The organism is Micromonospora mangrovicola (genome assembly GCF_047200535.1).
Lineage (GTDB): Bacteria > Actinomycetota > Actinomycetes > Mycobacteriales > Micromonosporaceae > Micromonospora.
This window is the reverse complement of record NZ_JBJZOG010000006.1, coordinates 42178-59205: the sequence shown is the minus strand read 5'-3', so window position 1 is coordinate 59205 and position 17028 is coordinate 42178. Positions and strand designations below refer to the sequence as shown.

The window sequence follows — 17028 nt, the reverse complement described above, 5'->3', positions numbered from 1 at the left end:
GCCCGGCCGGCCCGGCGCGCCGGGCCGGCCGGTGCGGACGGGTGGGGCGCGGTCCGGTGACCGTAGGATCTGCGATGTGACTGGGGCGGATCGACACTTCGAGAACGGCACCGACGACGGTCTGGCGGACGGGCTGGAACGGCTCTGGACGCCGCACCGGATGACCTACATCTCGGGGGAGGACCGCCCCGAGGGCGGCTACGAGAAGCCCACCGGCTGCCCGTTCTGCCGCGCCCCGGGCCTGCCGCCGGACGAGAGCCTCGTCGTCGCCCGCGGCGAGCACGTCTACGCGGTGCTCAACCTCTACCCGTACAACCCGGGTCACCTGCTGATCTGCCCGTACCGGCACGTCGCCGACTACACGGAGCTGGACGCCCCGGAGACCGCCGAGCTGGCCTCGTTCACCAAGGGCGCAATGCGGGTGATCCGTCACGTCTCCAACGCGCACGGCTTCAACCTGGGGATGAACCAGGGCGGCGTGGCCGGCGCCGGCATCGCCGCGCACCTGCACCAGCACGTGGTGCCGCGCTGGGGCGGGGACGCCAACTTCATGCCGGTGATCGGCCGCACGAAGGTGCTGCCGCAGCTGCTCGCGGACACCCGCGACCTGCTCGCCAAGGCCTGGCCGGCCTGACCCGGCCCGCTCCCGGGCCCGCCCCCTCAGCGCAGCCGGCCCCGGACCCGGGCCAGCCGCCGGCGGGCGGTGGCGGCGGTGCGCTGGGCCGAGTCGGCCCGGTCGGTCGCGAGCTGGGCGCGGACGGCGAGCTGGCGCAGCCGGCGGGCGACCATCCGATCGCCGTGCCGGGCGATCCAGAGGCAGACCACGGCGAGCGGCAGCTCGACCAGCCCGGCCAGCAGCACCGACACCACCAGGTCCGGGCCGCGGGGGGTGGTGACCACGTCGAACCAGGCGTCCACCGCCAGCATCGTCGCGGTGCCGGCGGCGGCGAGCACCACCTGGCGCCCGCCCCGGTACGCGTACCAGGCGGTCAGCCCGAGCATGGCCACCAGGCCCAGGTCGAAGCCGACCCAGGCGGCCCGGTAGTGCACGGTCACGGTGTGCCGGGGCAGGGTCACCGCCAGGTACCCGATCCAGGGCAGGGTGAGCAGGGCCAGCGCCACGAAGGTCGGCGCCACCCAGCGGGGCACCGGTCGTACCTCGGCCGCCCGTTCGATCTCGTCCGCCGTGGTGCTCATCGTTCCTCCGCCGATCCGGGCCGCCGACCGACCGTGCGTGCGGGCTGCACGCGTCGTGACTTCCTTCCCCTCAAGTGTGCTCGAAGTGGCAGGATGCGGCGATGGCAGTCAGCACACGGCCGTTGGGCCGCAGCGGCATCGAGGTCAGCGCCCTCGGCATGGGGTGCTGGGCGATCGGTGGGCCGTGGGCCGAGGGGAACCGGCCGCTGGGCTGGGGTGCGGTCGACGACGAGGAGTCGGTGCGGGCCGTCCGCCGCGCGCTCGACCTGGGGGTGACCCTGTTCGACACCGCCGACACGTACGGGGCCGGACACGGCGAGCGGATCCTCGGCCGGGCGCTCGCCGGCCGCCGCGACGAGGCGGTCATCGCCACCAAGTGGGGCTACACCTTCGACGAGGCCGCCCGGCAGGCCACCGGGGAGGACGCCTCGCCCGGATACCTGCGGCGGGCGGTCACCGACTCGCTGCGCCGGCTGGACACCGACCGGATCGACCTCTACCAGCTGCACCTCGGCGACCTCCCGGTGCCGCGCGCCGAGGCGCTGATCGGGACCCTGGAGGAACTGGTCGCCGACGGGCTCGTCCGGGCGTACGGCTGGAGCACTGACCGGGCCGACCGGGCGGGCGCGTTCGCCCAGGTCGCCCGGGGAGCCACCGCCGTGCAGCACGGGCTGTCGGTGCTTCGCGACGCCCCGGCCATGCTGGCCGTCTGCGACAAGCACGAGCTGGCCAGCATCGCCCGCGGGCCGCTCGGGATGGGCCTGTTGACCGGCAAGTACACCCCGGAGTCCACGCTGCCGCGCGACGACGTCCGGGGCACCGCGCCGACCTGGCTGGAGTGGTTCCGCAGTGGCCGGCCGGCGCCGGAGTGGCTGCGTCGGGTGGCCGCCGTGCGGGGTGCGCTGACCGCCGACGGCCGGACGCTCGCCCAGGGCGCGCTCGGCTGGATCTGGGCGCGCAGCGGGCGGACCGTGCCGATCCCGGGGGCGCGTACGGTCGCCCAGGTCGAGGAGAACGCCGCGGCCCTGCGCCGGGGCCCGCTCGCTCCCGACCAGTTCGCCGAGGTGGAACGCCAGCTCGCCGCCCTCCGGTCGGCCGCCCTCCGCGACGCCGACCGCCCCCACTGGCCGATGCCCCCCGTCCCCGCCGCCCGCCCCTGACACCCACGCTCCCACCCCACGCCGCGCCGCCCACGCCGCGCCGCCCACGCCGCGCCGCGTCGCCCAATCCGCGCTGATTCACGGAAATAGTGGCCTCCCGCGCTGCGGAGACCACTATTTCCGTGAATCAGGCGCCTCGGGCCCGGCCCGGCCCGGGGCGGGGCGGGCCCGGGGCGGGGCGGGCCCGGGGCGGGGCGGGGGCGGGTCGGGCTGCGGGGTTAGGGGTGGGTGGCGTGTTCCTTGCGGATCTGCTCGGCGAGGTGGGCGGGCATCGGCTCGTAGCGGGCGAACTCGCGGCGGAAGGTGCCCGTGCCGGCGGTCATCGAGCGCAGCTCGACCGCGTACCGGAGCAGCTCGGTGGCGGGCACCTCGGCGCGGACCAGGCTGCGCCCCTCGGCGTCCGGGTCCGGCTCGGTGCCGAGCACCCGGCCACGCCGGCCGGAAAGGTCACCCATCACCGCGCCCACCGACGAGTCGGGCACCCGGATGGTCACCTCATCGACCGGTTCCAGCAGCGTCGGCTGGCCCTTCTCGGCGGCGTCGCGCAGCGCCAGGGCGCCCGCGGTCTGGAACGCCGCGTCCGACGAGTCGACGCTGTGCGCCTTGCCGTCGAAGAGGGTCACCCGCAGGTCCACCACCGGAGCGCCGGCGACCAGTCCGCGCTCCATCTGCGCCCGGACGCCCTTCTCCACGGAGGGGATGTAGTTGTGCGGGACCGCCCCGCCGACCACCTTGTCCACGAACTCGAAGCCGGCCCCGCGCGGCAGCGGCTCCACCTCGATGTCGCAGACCGCGTACTGGCCGTGGCCGCCGGACTGCTTGACGTGCCGGCCGTGCCCCTTGGCGGTGGCGGTGAAGCTCTCCCGCAGCGCCACCCGGACCGGCTCGGTCTCCAGCTCGACGCCGCCGGCCCGCAGCCGGTCCAGCACCACGTCGGCGTGCGCCTCACCCATGCACCAGAGCACCAGCTGGTGGGTCTCGGCGTTGCGGTCCAGCCGCAGCGTGGGGTCGCCGGCGACCAGACGGGCCAGGTTGCGGGCCAGGGCGTCCTCGTCGGCCCGGCTTTTCGCCACGATCGCCACCGGCAGCAGCGGCTCCGGCATCTCCCACGGGGCGACGAGCAGCGGCTCGTCCTTGGCGGAGATGGTGTCGCCGGTCTCCGCGCTGCCCGACTTGGTGATCGCGCAGACGTCCCCGGCCACCACGGCGGGCACCTCCCGCAGCGTCGCGCCGAGCGGGCTGTAGATGTGGCCGACCCGCTCGTCGGCGTCGTGGTCCGGGTGGCCACGCTCGGCCATGCCGTGCCCGGACACGTGGATCTGCTGGTCGGGGCGGAGCGTGCCGGAGAAGACCCGCACCAGGGAGACCCGGCCGACGTGCCGGTCCACGGTCGTCTTGACCACCTCGGCGACCAGCGGGCCGTCCGGGTCGCAGGTCAGCGGCGGCCGGGGTGAGCCGTCCACCCCGGTGACCGCCGGCAGCTCGTGCTCCGGCGGCGCCGGGAACGCCGACACCAGCCCGTCGAGCAGCGCGTCCAGGCCGACCCCGGTCTCGGCGCAGACCGGCACCACCGGGTAGAAGTGGCCGCGGGCGACCGCCTTCTCCAGGTCGGTGATGAGCACCTCGGTGTCGATCTCCTCGCCGCCGAGGTAGCGGTCCATCAGGGTCTCGTCCTCGCTCTCCGCGATGATCCCCTCGATGAGCTCGTTGCGGGCCTCCTGGATGGCCGGCAGGTGCTCGGGGTCGGGTTCGCGCACGGCCGGCGGCAGCCCGTCGGAATAGTCGAAGACCCGCCGGGTGATCAGCCCCATCAGGCCGGCGACCGATTCGCCGTCGTCGCCGAGCATCGGCAGGTACAGCGGGAGCACGTTGTCGCCGAAGACCCGCTGGCAGAGCGCCACCGCCTCGTCGAAGTCGGCGCGCGGGTGGTCCAGCCGGGACACCGCGACGGCCCGCGGCATGTCCACGGCGGCGCACTCCTCCCAGAGGGCGGCGGTGGCCGCGTCCATGCCGTCGACGGCGGAGACCACGAACAGCGCCGCGTCGGCGGCGCGCAGCCCGGCGCGCAGCTCGCCGACGAAGTCCCCGTACCCGGGGGTGTCCAGGAGGTTGACCTTGACGTCGCGGTGCAGCAGCGGGGCGCAGGCCAGGCTCACCGAGCGCTGCTGGCGCACGGCGGCGGGGTCGTGGTCGCACACGGTGGTGCCGTCGGTGACGTTGCCGGCCCGGCCGATCGTGCCGCTGGCCGCGAGGAGCGCCTCGACCAGCGTCGTCTTGCCCGCTCCGGAGTGCCCGACGAGCACCACGTTGCGAACCCTGCCGGGTTCGGTCACCACCGGCACGCCGCCGGTGACACCCTTCTCCTGATTTTTCTGCGCCATGGCGGCGCACCTCCCTCAGCCGGTGGTGGTGGCGACCGCCGCGCGCGACGGGGAAGCGGCCCGGGCGGGTGCCGCGGCGATATCCTCCGGTGGTCTCCTGGACGACGGGAACGCGGACCGGTGTTCCGGTGAACTGGCTCACCTCCCACGCTCGATCTCACACCCGTGACCGAGCCGACACAAGAGTGGCTGGCGGGTCGGGACGACCGGCTGTGTCCTCGACCGCTGCCGGCCGTTATCGTGGGACAGCCATGGCGAAGATCTTCCAAGTGACGGCCCGGGCGGGCATGACCCGCGTCGTGGAGCCGGTCGCGCGCGGACTGCTCCGCGCGGGCGTGTCCCCCAACGCGGTCACCGTGACCGGCACCCTCGGCGTACTCGTCGGCGCGCTGGGCTTCGGCGCCCGCGGCGAGCTGGTCGCCGGGGCGCTGATAGTCACGGTCTTCGCGCTCACCGACCTGCTCGACGGGACGATGGCCCGGATGAGTGGCGGCTCCACGAAATTCGGAGCCTTCCTCGACTCGAGCATGGACCGGGTCGCCGACAGCGCCGTCTTCGGCGCGGTCGCGTACTGGCTGGCCACCCAGCACCACTACTCGGGGGTGGCCGCCGCGCTGCTCTGCCTGGCCGCCGGCGGGCTGGTCTCGTACGTCAAGGCGCGCGCCGAGGGACTGGGCATGACCTGCAACGTGGGCATCGCCGAGCGCACCGAGCGGCTGCTGATCGTCGGGGTCGGCGGCCTGCTCACCGGGCTCGGTCTCGATCCGGCCCTGCCGATCGCGCTCTGGCTGCTCGCCGCCGTCTCGATCTTCACGGTCGGGCAGCGGATGGCCCACGTGTACAAGCAGGCGCAGCTGGTCGGCCAGGAGTGAACCTCACCGAGGCGGGCTACGTCGCCGGCTGGCGGCTGGTCCGCGCGCTGCCCCGGCCCGTGGTCGCCGCCGCCTTCCGGGCGGGCGCCGACCGCGCCCACCGGCGGGGCGGCGGGGGTACCGCCCGGCTGCGTGCCAACCTGCGCCGGGTGGTCGGCCCGCAGGTGTCCGAGGCGGAGTTGGACGAGTTGGTGAAGCGCGGCCTGCGCTCCTACGCCCGGTACTGGCTGGAGGCGTTCCGGCTGCCCGCGTTGAGCCGCCGGGAGATCCTGGCCGGCTTCCGCCTCGACGGGGTGGAGAAGCTCGCCTCCGACGTGGCGGCCGGCCGGGGCGCGGTGGTCGCGCTGCCGCACGCCGGCAACTGGGACACCGCGGGCGCCTGGGTGGCCGCCAACGGCTGGCCGCTCACCACGGTCGCCGAGCGGCTCAAGCCGGAGGGCGTCTACGAGCGGTTCCTCGCCTTCCGGCAGAGCCTCGGCATGGAGATTCTGCCCACCCACGGCGGCGACCGCCCCGCGTTCGACGTGCTGCTGGACCGGCTGCGTGCGGGCGCGGTGGTGCCGCTGCTCGCCGACCGGGACCTGTCCGCCCGGGGCGTGGAGGTGGAGTTCTTCGGTGGCCGGACCCGGATGCCGCCCGGGCCGGCCCTGCTGGCGATCCGCTCCGACGCCCCGCTCTACGTCACCTCGATGTGGTATGAGCCGGACGCGGCCTGCGCCGCCATCGCCGGCCCGCTCACCCTGCCCGATCCGGACAGCGCCCCGCTCGACGAGCGGGTCCGGGCGGTGACGCAGCGGATTGCCGACGGTCTGGCGGCGGGCATCGCCCGGCATCCGGAAGACTGGCACATGTTGCAGCGGATGTGGCTGGACCAGCACGCGAGGAACGGCGGCGGCACGGGCGCCTCGGCGCCGCCGGCCACCACCGGGACCATCTGAGGGAGAGGGCACTGACGTGCGGATCGGCATCGTGTGCCCGTACTCCTTCGACGTCCCGGGCGGGGTGCAGAACCACGTCATGGATCTGGCCGAGGCGCTGATCGGGCTCGGCCACGAGGTGAGCGTGCTGGCCCCGGCCGACGAGGACTCGCCGCTGCCGCCGTACGTGGTGTCGGCCGGGCGGGCGGTGCCGCTGCCGTACAACGGGTCGGTGGCCCGGATCGCCTTCGGCCCGGTCTCCACCGCCCGGGTGCGCCGCTGGATCACCCGCGGCGACTTCGACGTGCTGCACGTGCACGAGCCGCTCACGCCCAGCCTGTCGATGCTGGCGGTGCTCTCCGCCCGCGGCCCGGTGGTGGCCACCTTCCACACCGCGATGACCCGGTCCCGGGTGCTCTCCGCCGCGCAGGGGCTGCTGCAGATCCTGCTGGAGCGGATCACCGCCCGGATCGCGGTCAGCGCCCTGGCCCGCAAGGTGCAGGTCGAACACATGGACGGCGGCGCGGTGGAGATCCCCAACGGGGTGGCGGTGGCGAAGTTCGCCGACGTGGAGCCGCTGCCCGGCTGGCCGGGGGAGTGCGCCCCGGGCAGCGGCGGGACGCTCGGCTTCCTCGGCCGGTTCACCGAGCCGCGCAAGGGCTTCCCGATCCTGCGGGACGCCTTCGTCGCGCTCGCCCCGGAGCGCCCCGGGCTGCGCCTGCTGGTCGCCGGGCCGGGCGACGCGGATGACCTGTACGGGCAGTTCCCGGTCGAGCTGCGGGAGCGGGTGACCTTCCTCGGGATGGTCTCCGAGGCGGACAAGCCTCGCATGCTGCGCAGCCTGCACCTCTACGTCGCGCCGAACACCGGCGGGGAGTCCTTCGGGATGATCCTCACCGAGGCGCTCGCCGCCGGCACCACGGTGGTCGCCAGCGACCTGGACGCGTTCCGCCGGGTGCTGGACGGCGGGCGGGCCGGCCGGCTCTTCCCGACCGGGGACGCGGCGGCACTGCGTACCGCCCTGGCCGAGCTGCTCGACGACGCGGACCGGCGGGCGGCGCTGACCGCCTGCGGCGACCAGGTGGTGGCGAGTTTCGACTGGCCCGTGGTTGCCCGCCGGGTTCTGGAGGTATACGCAGCGGCGATCGAGGCCACCGACGGTCGGGTCATGGACCAGGAGTGGGCGGGGCTGGGCTGACCTCCGGGGCCGGTGGGGTCGGTGTGACGAGGGCGTTGGCCGGGGGCCGCGCGGACCGGGCGGGAGGAGGGGCAGCACTACGATGCCGGGCATGTGGTGGGTGGTGGGCGCGGTCCTGGCCGTTGGGCTGGCCGCGGCGTACCTGATCTGGACGGCCGGTCGGGTCGATCGGCTGCAGACCCGGGCGGAGTCCGCCGCCCGGGCGCTCGACGCCCACCTGCTGCGCCGCGCGGCGGGCGCGGCGGTGCTGGCCGAGCAGCGGTACGGCGTGGAGCTGTACGCGGCGGCGCGGATCGCCCTCGACGCCGTGCCGGAGGAGCGGGAGGCGGCCGAGAACGACCTCACCCGGCAGTTGCGCGCGGTCGAGCTGGACCCGGACGATCCGGCCTGCGAGGCGGTGATCGCGGCGAGCCGCCGGCTGGCCCTGGCCCGGCAGGTGCACACCGATCTGGTCCGGGACGCCCGGGCGGCCCGCAGCCGCCCGCTGGTGCGGCTGCTCCGGATGGGGCGGGGCCACGAGTGGCCCCGCTACTTCGACATCGACGACCCCACCCTGACCCTCCCGGCGGACGTCCCCACCGGCTGACCCGGGACCGCCGGGACGGGGGTGACCCCGGCCACAGAGCAGGCCACCGTGGGTCTGATTGGCTGTCGGACCGGCGTTGACCCCGTCGTAGCCTTCTTCGCAAGCCACCCCGAGCATGTCCAAGGAGCGATGACCCGTGTCCGAATCCACCTCCCCGCACACCAGCGCCACCCCGGTCGTCGGCACCGCCCGCGTCAAGCGGGGCATGGCCGAGATGCTCAAGGGCGGCGTGATCATGGACGTGGTGACCCCCGAGCAGGCCAAGATCGCCGAGGACGCCGGCGCCGTGGCCGTGATGGCGCTGGAGCGGGTGCCGGCCGACATCCGCGCGCAGGGCGGCGTGTCCCGGATGAGCGACCCCGACATGATCGACGGCATCGTCAACGCCGTCTCGATCCCGGTGATGGCCAAGGTCCGGATCGGTCACTTCGTCGAGGCGCAGATCCTGCAGTCCCTCGGCGTCGACTACATCGACGAGTCCGAGGTGCTGACCCCGGCCGACTACGAGAACCACATCGACAAGTGGGCCTTCACCGTCCCCTTCGTCTGCGGCGCGACCAACCTGGGCGAGGCGCTGCGCCGGATCACCGAGGGCGCGGCCATGATCCGCTCGAAGGGTGAGGCCGGCACCGGTGACGTCTCCAACGCCACCACCCACATGCGCAAGATCCGCCAGGAGATCCGCCGGCTCCAGTCGCTGCCGGCCGACGAGCTGTACGTCGCGGCCAAGGAGCTCCAGGCGCCGTACGAGCTGGTCAAGGAGGTCGCCGAGAGCGGCAAGCTGCCAGTCGTGCTGTTCACCGCGGGCGGCATCGCCACCCCGGCCGACGCGGCCATGATGATGCAGCTCGGCGCCGAGGGCGTCTTCGTCGGCTCGGGCATCTTCAAGTCCGGCAACCCGGCCCAGCGGGCCGCGGCGATCGTGAAGGCCACCACCTTCCACGACGACCCGGACATGCTGGCCAAGGTCTCCCGCGGCCTCGGCGAGGCGATGGTCGGCATCAACGTCGACGAGATCCCGCAGCCGCACCGGCTGGCCGAGCGCGGCTGGTGATCCCCGGCCGCCCCGCCGACGAAGACGCGAGAAGGAGCGACCACACGATGAGCGACAGGCCGGTGATCGGGGTGCTCGCCCTCCAGGGCGACGTGCGTGAGCACGTCGCGGCCCTGGTCGGGGCGGGTGCCGACGCCCGCCCGGTGCGCCGGCCGGTCGAGCTGGACGCGGTCGACGGGCTGGTCATCCCGGGCGGCGAGTCCACCACGATGAGCAAGCTCGCCGACATCTTCGAGATGCGCGAGCCGATCGACAAGCGGATCTCCGGTGGCATGCCGGTGTACGGATCCTGCGCCGGCATGATCATGCTGGCCGCGGAGGTGCTCAACGGCCGGCCCGACCAGCGCGGCTTCCAGGGCATCGAGATGACTGTCCGGCGCAACGCGTTCGGCCGGCAGGTGGACTCGTTCGAGGCGCCGGTGGAGATCACCGGGGTCGAGGGGGCGCCGTTCCACGCCGTCTTCATCCGGGCCCCCTGGGTCGAGCGGGTCGGCGCGGGCGTCGAGGTGCTCGGCCGGGTCACCGACGGCCCGGCCGCCGACCGGATCGTCGCGGTCCGGCAGGGCAACCTGCTGGCCACCTCGTTCCACCCGGAGCTGACCGGCGACCTGCGGCTGCACCGCTACTTCGTGGAGCTCGTCCGGGCCGCCTGAGGGCGTGCCGAACGACCCCCTCCCCGCCGGGCAGGGGGTCGTTCCGCGCCCGGGCCGGTGACGTGTGTGACACCGACGGGCGCGACCTCGGTAGGATTGCCGCGGTTCGGCAGGGCTCACCGCCCGCCGCCGCCCCCCCATCCGACCGCACGTCGGTCCCGGCGTGGCGCGGGCGCGGACAGTCGACGCAGGCGTGAGTCAACAGACGGAGGTATGAGATGTCCGGCCACTCAAAGTGGGCGACCACCAAGCACAAGAAGGCCGTCATCGACGCCAAGCGCGGCAAGATGTTCGCCAAGCTGATCAAGAACGTCGAGGTGGCGGCCCGGACCGGCGGCGGCGACCCGGCCGGCAACCCGACCCTCTTCGACGCCATCCAGAAGGCGAAGAAGAACTCCGTCCCCAACGACAACATCGACCGCGCGGTCAAGCGCGGCTCCGGCCTGGAGGCCGGCGGCGCCGACTACCAGACGATCATGTACGAGGGTTACGGCCCGAACGGCGTCGCGCTGCTCATCGAGTGCCTCACCGACAACCGCAACCGCGCCGCGACCGAGGTGCGCACGGCGCTGACCCGCAACGGTGGCTCCTTCGCCGACGCCGGCTCGGTGTCGTACATGTTCTCCCGCAAGGGCGTGGTGATCGTGCCGAAGCCGGGCACCACGGAGGACGACGTGATGATGGCGGTCCTCGACGCCGGCGCCGAGGAGGTCAACGACCTCGGTGAGGCGTTCGAGGTGGTCTCCGAGCCGACCGACCTGATCGCGGTGCGTACCGCCCTGCAGGACGCCGGCATCGAGTACGAGTCGGCCGAGTCCTCCCTCATCCCCAGCGTCAACGTGCCGCTGGACGAGGAGGGCGCGCGCAAGGTCTTCAAGCTGATCGACGTCCTCGAGGACTGCGACGACGTGCAGAACGTGTACGCGAACTTCGACGTCTCCGACGAGGTCATGGCCGCCGTCGGCTGACCCACGGAAAGCGAGGGCGTGGCGGGACCTTCGGGTCCGCCGCGCCCCGTGCCATGAGCGTGGTCTGGGAACGCCCCGAGTCGTCCCGCCGGCAGCGGCCGCCGCTGGACCGCCCGGCGATCGTCGCCGCCTGCGCCCTCGCCGACGCCGGCGGCCTGGACGCGGTGACCCTGCGCGGCGTCGCGGCCCGGCTCGACGTGCTCCCGATGCGGCTCTACCGGCACCTCGACTCCCGCGACGACCTGCTCGACCTGATCGCCGACGCGGCCTGCGGCGAGATCGAGCTGCCCGGGCCGGACGCCGGCGACTGGCGGGACCGGCTACGCGCCCTCGCCGCCGCCACGGTCGTCGTCGCCCGCCGCCACCCCTGGTACGTGACGCTGCTGGGCAGCCGTCCGCCGTACGGTCCGCACGGCCTGGCGTACCAGGGGTGGCTCTTCGCCGCCCTGAACCGACCGGGCCTGTCTCCGGCCGTCCTGATGCACGCCGCGAACGCCTTCCTCGGGTACGTGGTCGGCCAGTTGCAGCTGGAGCTGCTCCGGGTGCCGGCCGGGGCGACGGCCCACGTGCCGCCGGAGGAGCAGTTGCGTTACCTCGCCCGGGCCGTCGGGGACGGCCGGCACCCGACCCTCGCGTGGCTCTTCGCCGAGGGTGCCCAGCTGGACGCGACGGAGATGTTCGACGCGGGGCTGGAGATCCTGCCCGACGGCATCGCCGGGAAACTCGGCTGATCCCGCGCGCGACGTCTGACGTGCCGCCGAGCTCAACCGGCGCCGATGCGTGCCCGGCCCGGCGCACGGGGCGCCGGGCCGGGGCGGCCTCAGGTGGCCTGCCGCCGCGCCTTGACCGCGCTGTCGATCACATTCCACACGACGGCGGCGGCGATGGCGACGACGGCCAGCGGCGCTCCGTGCAGCGCGTCGCCCTGGCGCAGCCACTCGAACCGCTCCGCCACCGCCGGATTGAGCAGCCGGTCGGTGAGCAGCAGCCAGATCAGCGGCCCGGCGAACGCGACTTCCAGCACGGCGTTGACCCCGACGAGCGGCCAGGTCCAGCGCCCGGCCCGGTACTTGGCGAGCTCCAGGCCGATCCTCGCCACCAGCACCGCGATCAGCGCCGGCAGCCAGAAGCTCCACAGCGCCGGGTCGAGGATCGGCAGCCGGGAGCCGTCGCCCGACACCCAGGGCTGGAAGTGCTGCCAGGGCAGGAACGCGATGGCGACCACCGGGAACGCGATCGAGGCGCAGATGTCGACCAGCGCCGCCCGCGGCTTCTCCGCCGACTCGGGGAGTTGGTCGACGCTCCACGCGGGCGGGTCGAGCGAGGGGGCGGCGCGCTCGATGACGGCGAAGACGAGGGTGACCCAGAACGCCGTCTGCACCGCGGTCTGCAGCGCGCTGGCGACCCCGGCGCCGATCGCCGCGCCAGGGTCTCCGCCGGCCGTCGCCTTGACCACGCCGGTCACCACGCCCACGGTCGCCGGGACGTAGCTGAGCAGCGTACGCAGCAGTCGCCACCATGCCAGGAAGTAGCGCGGGCCGATGAGCTGCAACCGGCGGTCGGAGTAGCGGGGGGCGAGCTGCTCGGGGTTGCCCAGCTCGGTGAGCACCTCCCGTTCGGCCGTGGCCCGGTCCTGCCCGCCGCCGGTTCGGTCGTCGATCATGTCCTCGATGGAGGTCCGCAGCTCGTCGGCGAGCTCCGGGCGGCGCTGTGCCGGCACCGCCCGCAGGGTGGCGGCGAGGTAGCGGTCGGTCAGCGTGCTCATCGGTCGACTCCTTCGATCAGCCCGGCGACGGAGGTCTGCACCGCGGCCAGGTCCGCCAGGAGTCGGTCCAGGACCGCCTCGCCGTCGTCGCTGGTCCGGTAGAACTTCCGCGGCCGGCTCTCCTCGGTGTTCCACTCGCTGGTCAGCAGCCCCTGCTCCTCCAGCCGCCGGAGCAGGGGGTAGAGCGTGTTCGCGTCGACCGGGAAGCCATGCGCGCCCAGCCGTTGCAGCAGCGCGTACCCGTAGTCGGGTCGGCGCAGGGCGACCAGGCTGGCCACCACCACGGTGCCCCGCCGCAACTCCTGGAGATGGGTCCGCAGGATCTCGTCGCTCACCATGTCTCACACTATACCGTGTGCCACACACTATTGTGTCAGCCGCGCGCCAATGGAATGGCGCGCGGCCCGGTCCGCCTTGTGGCCGCTGCGCCGGGCGGGCCGGGAGCGGTCGCCGAACGAGACGGAGACCACCCCCGGCGCGGACGGTGGAGCCCGTCAGATCACCTCGGTAGGGTAGGTCCCGGTCGGCTCCGACCACCGAGATCCACACCGCCGGGGGGCGCCACGCATGGCCGATTCGTTCGCGCATCTGCACGTGCACACCGAGTACTCGATGCTCGACGGGGCGGCCCGGCTCAAGGACCTCTTCGCCGAGGCGGCGCGGCTCGGCATGCCGGCGGTGGCGATCACCGACCACGGCAACATGCACGGCGCGAACGACTTCTACAAGCAGGCGACCGCGGCCGGGGTCAAGCCGATCCTCGGCGTCGAGGCGTACGTGGCGCCGGAGTCGCGCTTCCACAAGCAGCGGGTCAAGTGGGGTCGCCCGGAGCAGAAGAGCGACGACGTCTCCGGTAACGGCGCGATCACCCACATGACCATGTGGGCGGCGAACAAGACCGGCCTGCACAACATGTTCACGCTCAACTCGCGCGCCTCGATGGAGGGTCATTACGTCAAGTGGCCCCGGATGGACATGGAGCTGATCGCCGAGCACGCCGAGGGGATCATGGCCACCACCGGCTGCCCGTCCGGCGCCGTGCAGACCCGGCTGCGGCTCGGCCAGTTCGACGAGGCGCTCAAGGTCGCCGCCGCGTACCAGGACATCTTCGGCAAGGAGAACTACTTCCTGGAGATCATGGACCACGGCCTCGAGATCGAGAAGCGGGTCCGGGACGGGCTGACCGAGATCGCCCGCAAGCTCGACATCCCGCCGGTGGTCACGAACGACTCGCACTACACCCACGAGGCGCAGGCCGAGGCGCACGACGTGCTGCTCTGCGTGCAGACCGGCAGCAACGTCGCCGACCCGAACCGGTTCCGCTTCGAGGGCGGCGGTTACTTCGTCAAGTCCGCCGAGCAGATGCGCGCGGTCGACTCCTCCGAGCTGTGGCAGCAGGGCTGCCGCAACACCCTGCTGGTCGCCGAGAAGGTCGACCCGACCGGGATGTTCGAGTTCCACAACCTGATGCCGCGGTTCCCGATCCCGGAGGGGGAGACCGAGGAGTCCTGGTTCCGCAAGGAGACCTTCGCGGGGTTGAAGCGCCGGTACCCGAACGGCATCCCGGAGGGGCACGTCGTCCAGGCCGAGTACGAGCTGGGCGTCATCATCCAGATGGGCTTCCCGTCGTACTTCCTCGTGGTCGCCGACTTCATCCAGTGGGCGAAGAGCCAGGGCATCGCCGTCGGTCCGGGCCGTGGCTCGGCGGCCGGCTCGCTGGTCGCGTACGCGCTGGGCATCACCGACCTGGACCCGATCCCGCACGGCCTGATCTTCGAGCGGTTCCTCAACCCCGAGCGCGTCTCCATGCCGGATGTCGACATCGACTTCGACGAGCGTCGGCGCGGTGAGGTGATCCGGTACGTCACCGACAAGTGGGGCGAGGACAAGGTCGCGCAGATCGCCACCTTCGGCACGATCAAGGCGAAGGCCGCGATCAAGGACTCGGCCCGGGTGCTCGGCTATCCGTACGCGGTGGGCGACCGGATCACCAAGGCGATGCCCCCGGCGGTGATGGGCAAGGACATCCCGCTGTCGGGCATCTTCGACCCGAAGCACCCGCGCTACGCCGAGGCCGGCGAGATCCGCGGGCTCTACGAGTCGGACCCGGACGTCAAGAAGGTCATCGAAACCGCCAAGGGCATCGAGGGACTGATCCGGCAGACCGGCGTGCACGCCGCCGGCGTGATCATGTCCGCCGAGCCGATCATCGAGCACATCCCGCTGATGCGCCGGGACTCCGACGGGGTGATCATCACCCAGTTCGACTACCCGACGTGCGAGTCGCTCGGGCTGTTGAAGATGGACTTCCTCGGCCTGCGCAACCTGACGATCATCGACGACGCGGTGAAGAACATCCAGCTCAACCACGGCAAGGAGCTGGACCTGCTGGCCCTGCCGCTGGACGACCGGGAGGCCTACGAGCTGCTCGCCCGCGGCGACACCCTGGGCGTGTTCCAGCTCGACGGCGGGCCGATGCGCTCCCTGCTGCGGCTGATGAAGCCGGACAACTTCGAGGACATCTCCGCCGTCCTGGCGCTCTACCGACCCGGCCCGATGGGCGTCGACTCGCACACCAACTACGCGCTGCGCAAGAACGGCCTCCAGGAGATCACCCCGATCCACCCGGAGCTGGAGGAGCCGCTGCGGGAGATCCTCGCCCCCACCTACGGTCTGATCGTCTACCAGGAGCAGGTGCAGCGCGCCGCGCAGATCCTCGCCGGCTACACCCTCGGCCAGGCCGACCTGCTGCGCCGGGCGATGGGCAAGAAGAAGAAGGAGATCCTCGACAAGGAGTTCATCCCGTTCCGGGACGGCTGCCGCGAGCGCGGCTACTCCGACGAGGCGATCCAGGCGGTGTGGGACGTCCTGGTCCCGTTCGCCGGCTACGCCTTCAACAAGGCGCACTCGGCCGCGTACGGCCTGGTGTCGTACTGGACCGCGTACCTGAAGGCGCACTACCCGGCCGAGTACATGGCGGCGCTGCTCACCTCCGTGGGCGACGACAAGGACAAGATGGCGATGTACCTGTCCGAGTGCCGCCGGATGCGGATCCAGGTCCTCCCACCGGACGTGAACACCTCGGCCGGGCCGTTCACCCCGGTCGGCGCGGACATCCGGTTCGGCCTGGCGGCCGTGCGCAACGTCGGCGCGAACGTGGTCGCCTCGATCATGCGGTGCCGGGACGAGAAGAGCGAGTACGCCGACTTCTACGACTTCCTGTCCAAGGTGGACGCGGTGGTCTGCAACAAGAAGACCATCGAATCCCTGATCAAGGCCGGGGCGTTCGACGCGCTCGGGCACACCCGCAAGGGCCTGCTCGCCGTGCACGCCGACGCCATCGACGCCTTCGCCGACGTCAAGCGCAAGGAAGCGGTCGGCCAGTACGACCTGTTCGGTGCCGGTTTCGGCGACGTTGACACCGGCGGCAGCACCACGGTCATGCCGGTCATCGGCGAGTCCGAGTGGGACAAGCGCGACAAGCTCGCCTTCGAGCGCGAGATGCTCGGCCTGTACGTCTCCGACCACCCGCTGTTCGGCCTGGAGCACGTGCTCGGCGCGGCGGCCGACACCACCATCGCCGCGCTCTCCGAGGAGGGCACCGTGCCCGACGGGGCGGTGGTCACCCTGGCCGGCATCCTCTCCGGCGTGCAGCGCCGGGTCACCAAGCAGGGCCGGGCATGGGCCTCGGCCACTCTGGAGGACCTCGCCGGTGGGGTCGAGACGCTCTTCTTCCCCAACACCTACGAGGTGATCGGCCAGTACATCGCCGAGGACGCGATCGTGGTGGTGAAGGGGCGGGTGGACCGGCGCGACGACACCCCCCGGATCATGGCGATGGACATGTCCATGCCGGACATCAGCAGCAACCCGGCGAACAAGCCGGTCACCCTGACCATCCCGGTGCACCGCTGCACCCCGCCGCTGGTGGAGAAGCTCAAGGAGACCCTGGTGCTGCACCCCGGCGACACCGAGGTGCACGTCAAGCTGCTCAACGGCGGCAAGGTCACCACGCTGCGCCTCGGCCCGTTCCGGGTGGCGGCGACCACCGCGCTGATGGGCGACCTGAAGAGCGTCCTCGGCCCGGCCAACGTGAGCTGACCTCCGGCGCTCGGCCGCTACTTTCCCCAGGCCGGGGGCAGCGGGGAGCACGAGGGTGGGGACAGCATCGGGGGGTGCCTGCCACCGAGCTGCTGCGGATACGTGACCTGGTGCCCGACTTCCTCGCCTGCCTCGACGACTGCGCCGGGACACCCGTCGAGAGCTGGCCGGACCGC

15 protein-coding genes are annotated in these 17028 nt (G+C 72.8%); 11 read left to right on the top strand and 4 right to left on the bottom strand.

The window, feature by feature from the left end; all coding sequences use genetic code 11:
• Positions 1 to 76 precede the first annotated feature (76 nt).
• Positions 77 to 634, top strand: coding sequence for an HIT family protein (locus tag ACL02O_RS04230; RefSeq protein ID WP_412816607.1), 558 nt, complete (start codon positions 77 to 79; stop codon positions 632 to 634).
• Between the two features lie 26 nt (positions 635 to 660).
• Here the strand turns inward: ACL02O_RS04230 and ACL02O_RS04225 are convergent, their stop codons facing one another.
• Positions 661 to 1197, bottom strand: a complete 537-nt coding sequence (locus ACL02O_RS04225; RefSeq protein WP_412816606.1) for a hypothetical protein — start codon at positions 1195 to 1197, stop codon at positions 661 to 663.
• A gap of 101 nt (positions 1198 to 1298) precedes the next feature.
• Here ACL02O_RS04225 and ACL02O_RS04220 point away from each other — a divergent pair, with 101 nt between their 5' ends.
• Positions 1299 to 2357 carry an aldo/keto reductase gene (locus ACL02O_RS04220; RefSeq protein WP_412816605.1) on the top strand — a complete coding sequence of 353 codons (1059 nt, stop codon included), beginning with the start codon at positions 1299 to 1301 and terminating at the stop codon, positions 2355 to 2357.
• A 218-nt stretch (positions 2358 to 2575) separates the two neighbouring features.
• Here the strand turns inward: ACL02O_RS04220 and ACL02O_RS04215 are convergent, their stop codons facing one another.
• Positions 2576 to 4738, bottom strand: a complete 2163-nt coding sequence (locus ACL02O_RS04215) for an elongation factor G-like protein EF-G2 (RefSeq protein WP_412816604.1) — start codon at positions 4736 to 4738, stop codon at positions 2576 to 2578.
• 251 nt (positions 4739 to 4989) lie between these two features.
• Here ACL02O_RS04215 and pgsA point away from each other — a divergent pair, with 251 nt between their 5' ends.
• From pgsA to ACL02O_RS04175, 8 genes are all read left to right on the top strand, one after another.
• A complete protein-coding gene (gene pgsA, locus ACL02O_RS04210) occupies positions 4990 to 5610 on the top strand; it encodes a phosphatidylinositol phosphate synthase (RefSeq protein WP_412816603.1) in 621 nt (206 codons plus the stop codon).
• Positions 5607 to 6548 carry a phosphatidylinositol mannoside acyltransferase gene (locus ACL02O_RS04205; RefSeq protein ID WP_412816602.1) on the top strand — a complete coding sequence of 314 codons (942 nt, stop codon included), beginning with the start codon at positions 5607 to 5609 and terminating at the stop codon, positions 6546 to 6548. The genes pgsA and ACL02O_RS04205 overlap by 4 nt, the downstream gene beginning before the upstream one ends.
• A 16-nt stretch (positions 6549 to 6564) precedes the next feature.
• Positions 6565 to 7725 (top strand): glycosyltransferase family 4 protein, encoded by a 1161-nt coding sequence (locus tag ACL02O_RS04200; protein WP_412816601.1) that lies wholly within the window; start codon positions 6565 to 6567, stop codon positions 7723 to 7725.
• A gap of 82 nt (positions 7726 to 7807) precedes the next feature.
• A complete protein-coding gene (locus ACL02O_RS04195) occupies positions 7808 to 8311 on the top strand; it encodes a hypothetical protein (protein WP_412816600.1) in 504 nt (167 codons plus the stop codon).
• A gap of 136 nt (positions 8312 to 8447) precedes the next feature.
• Positions 8448 to 9365 carry a pyridoxal 5'-phosphate synthase lyase subunit PdxS gene (pdxS, locus tag ACL02O_RS04190; protein ID WP_412816599.1) on the top strand — a complete coding sequence of 306 codons (918 nt, stop codon included), beginning with the start codon at positions 8448 to 8450 and terminating at the stop codon, positions 9363 to 9365.
• 47 nt (positions 9366 to 9412) lie between these two features.
• The gene (gene pdxT, locus ACL02O_RS04185; RefSeq protein WP_412816598.1) at positions 9413 to 10018 is read left to right on the top strand and encodes a pyridoxal 5'-phosphate synthase glutaminase subunit PdxT; all 606 of its coding nucleotides are present in this window, start codon (positions 9413 to 9415) and stop codon (positions 10016 to 10018) included.
• A 218-nt stretch (positions 10019 to 10236) separates the two neighbouring features.
• Positions 10237 to 10986 carry a YebC/PmpR family DNA-binding transcriptional regulator gene (locus ACL02O_RS04180; protein ID WP_412816597.1) on the top strand — a complete coding sequence of 250 codons (750 nt, stop codon included), beginning with the start codon at positions 10237 to 10239 and terminating at the stop codon, positions 10984 to 10986.
• A 53-nt stretch (positions 10987 to 11039) separates the two neighbouring features.
• Positions 11040 to 11717: a TetR/AcrR family transcriptional regulator C-terminal domain-containing protein gene (locus ACL02O_RS04175; protein WP_412816596.1), complete on the top strand. Its 678-nt coding sequence runs from the start codon at positions 11040 to 11042 to the stop codon at positions 11715 to 11717.
• Between the two features lie 89 nt (positions 11718 to 11806).
• Here ACL02O_RS04175 and ACL02O_RS04170 read toward each other — a convergent pair whose 3' ends face one another.
• Both ACL02O_RS04170 and ACL02O_RS04165 read right to left on the bottom strand, forming a co-directional pair.
• Complete coding sequence (locus tag ACL02O_RS04170; protein WP_412816595.1) at positions 11807 to 12751, bottom strand: permease prefix domain 1-containing protein; 945 nt, start codon at positions 12749 to 12751, stop codon at positions 11807 to 11809.
• A complete protein-coding gene (locus ACL02O_RS04165; RefSeq protein WP_412816594.1) occupies positions 12748 to 13089 on the bottom strand; it encodes a PadR family transcriptional regulator in 342 nt (113 codons plus the stop codon). The genes ACL02O_RS04170 and ACL02O_RS04165 overlap by 4 nt, the downstream gene beginning before the upstream one ends.
• A gap of 229 nt (positions 13090 to 13318) precedes the next feature.
• Here ACL02O_RS04165 and dnaE point away from each other — a divergent pair, with 229 nt between their 5' ends.
• Positions 13319 to 16852 (top strand): DNA polymerase III subunit alpha, encoded by a 3534-nt coding sequence (gene dnaE, locus ACL02O_RS04160; RefSeq protein WP_412816593.1) that lies wholly within the window; start codon positions 13319 to 13321, stop codon positions 16850 to 16852.
• Positions 16853 to 17028: the final 176 nt, after the last annotated feature.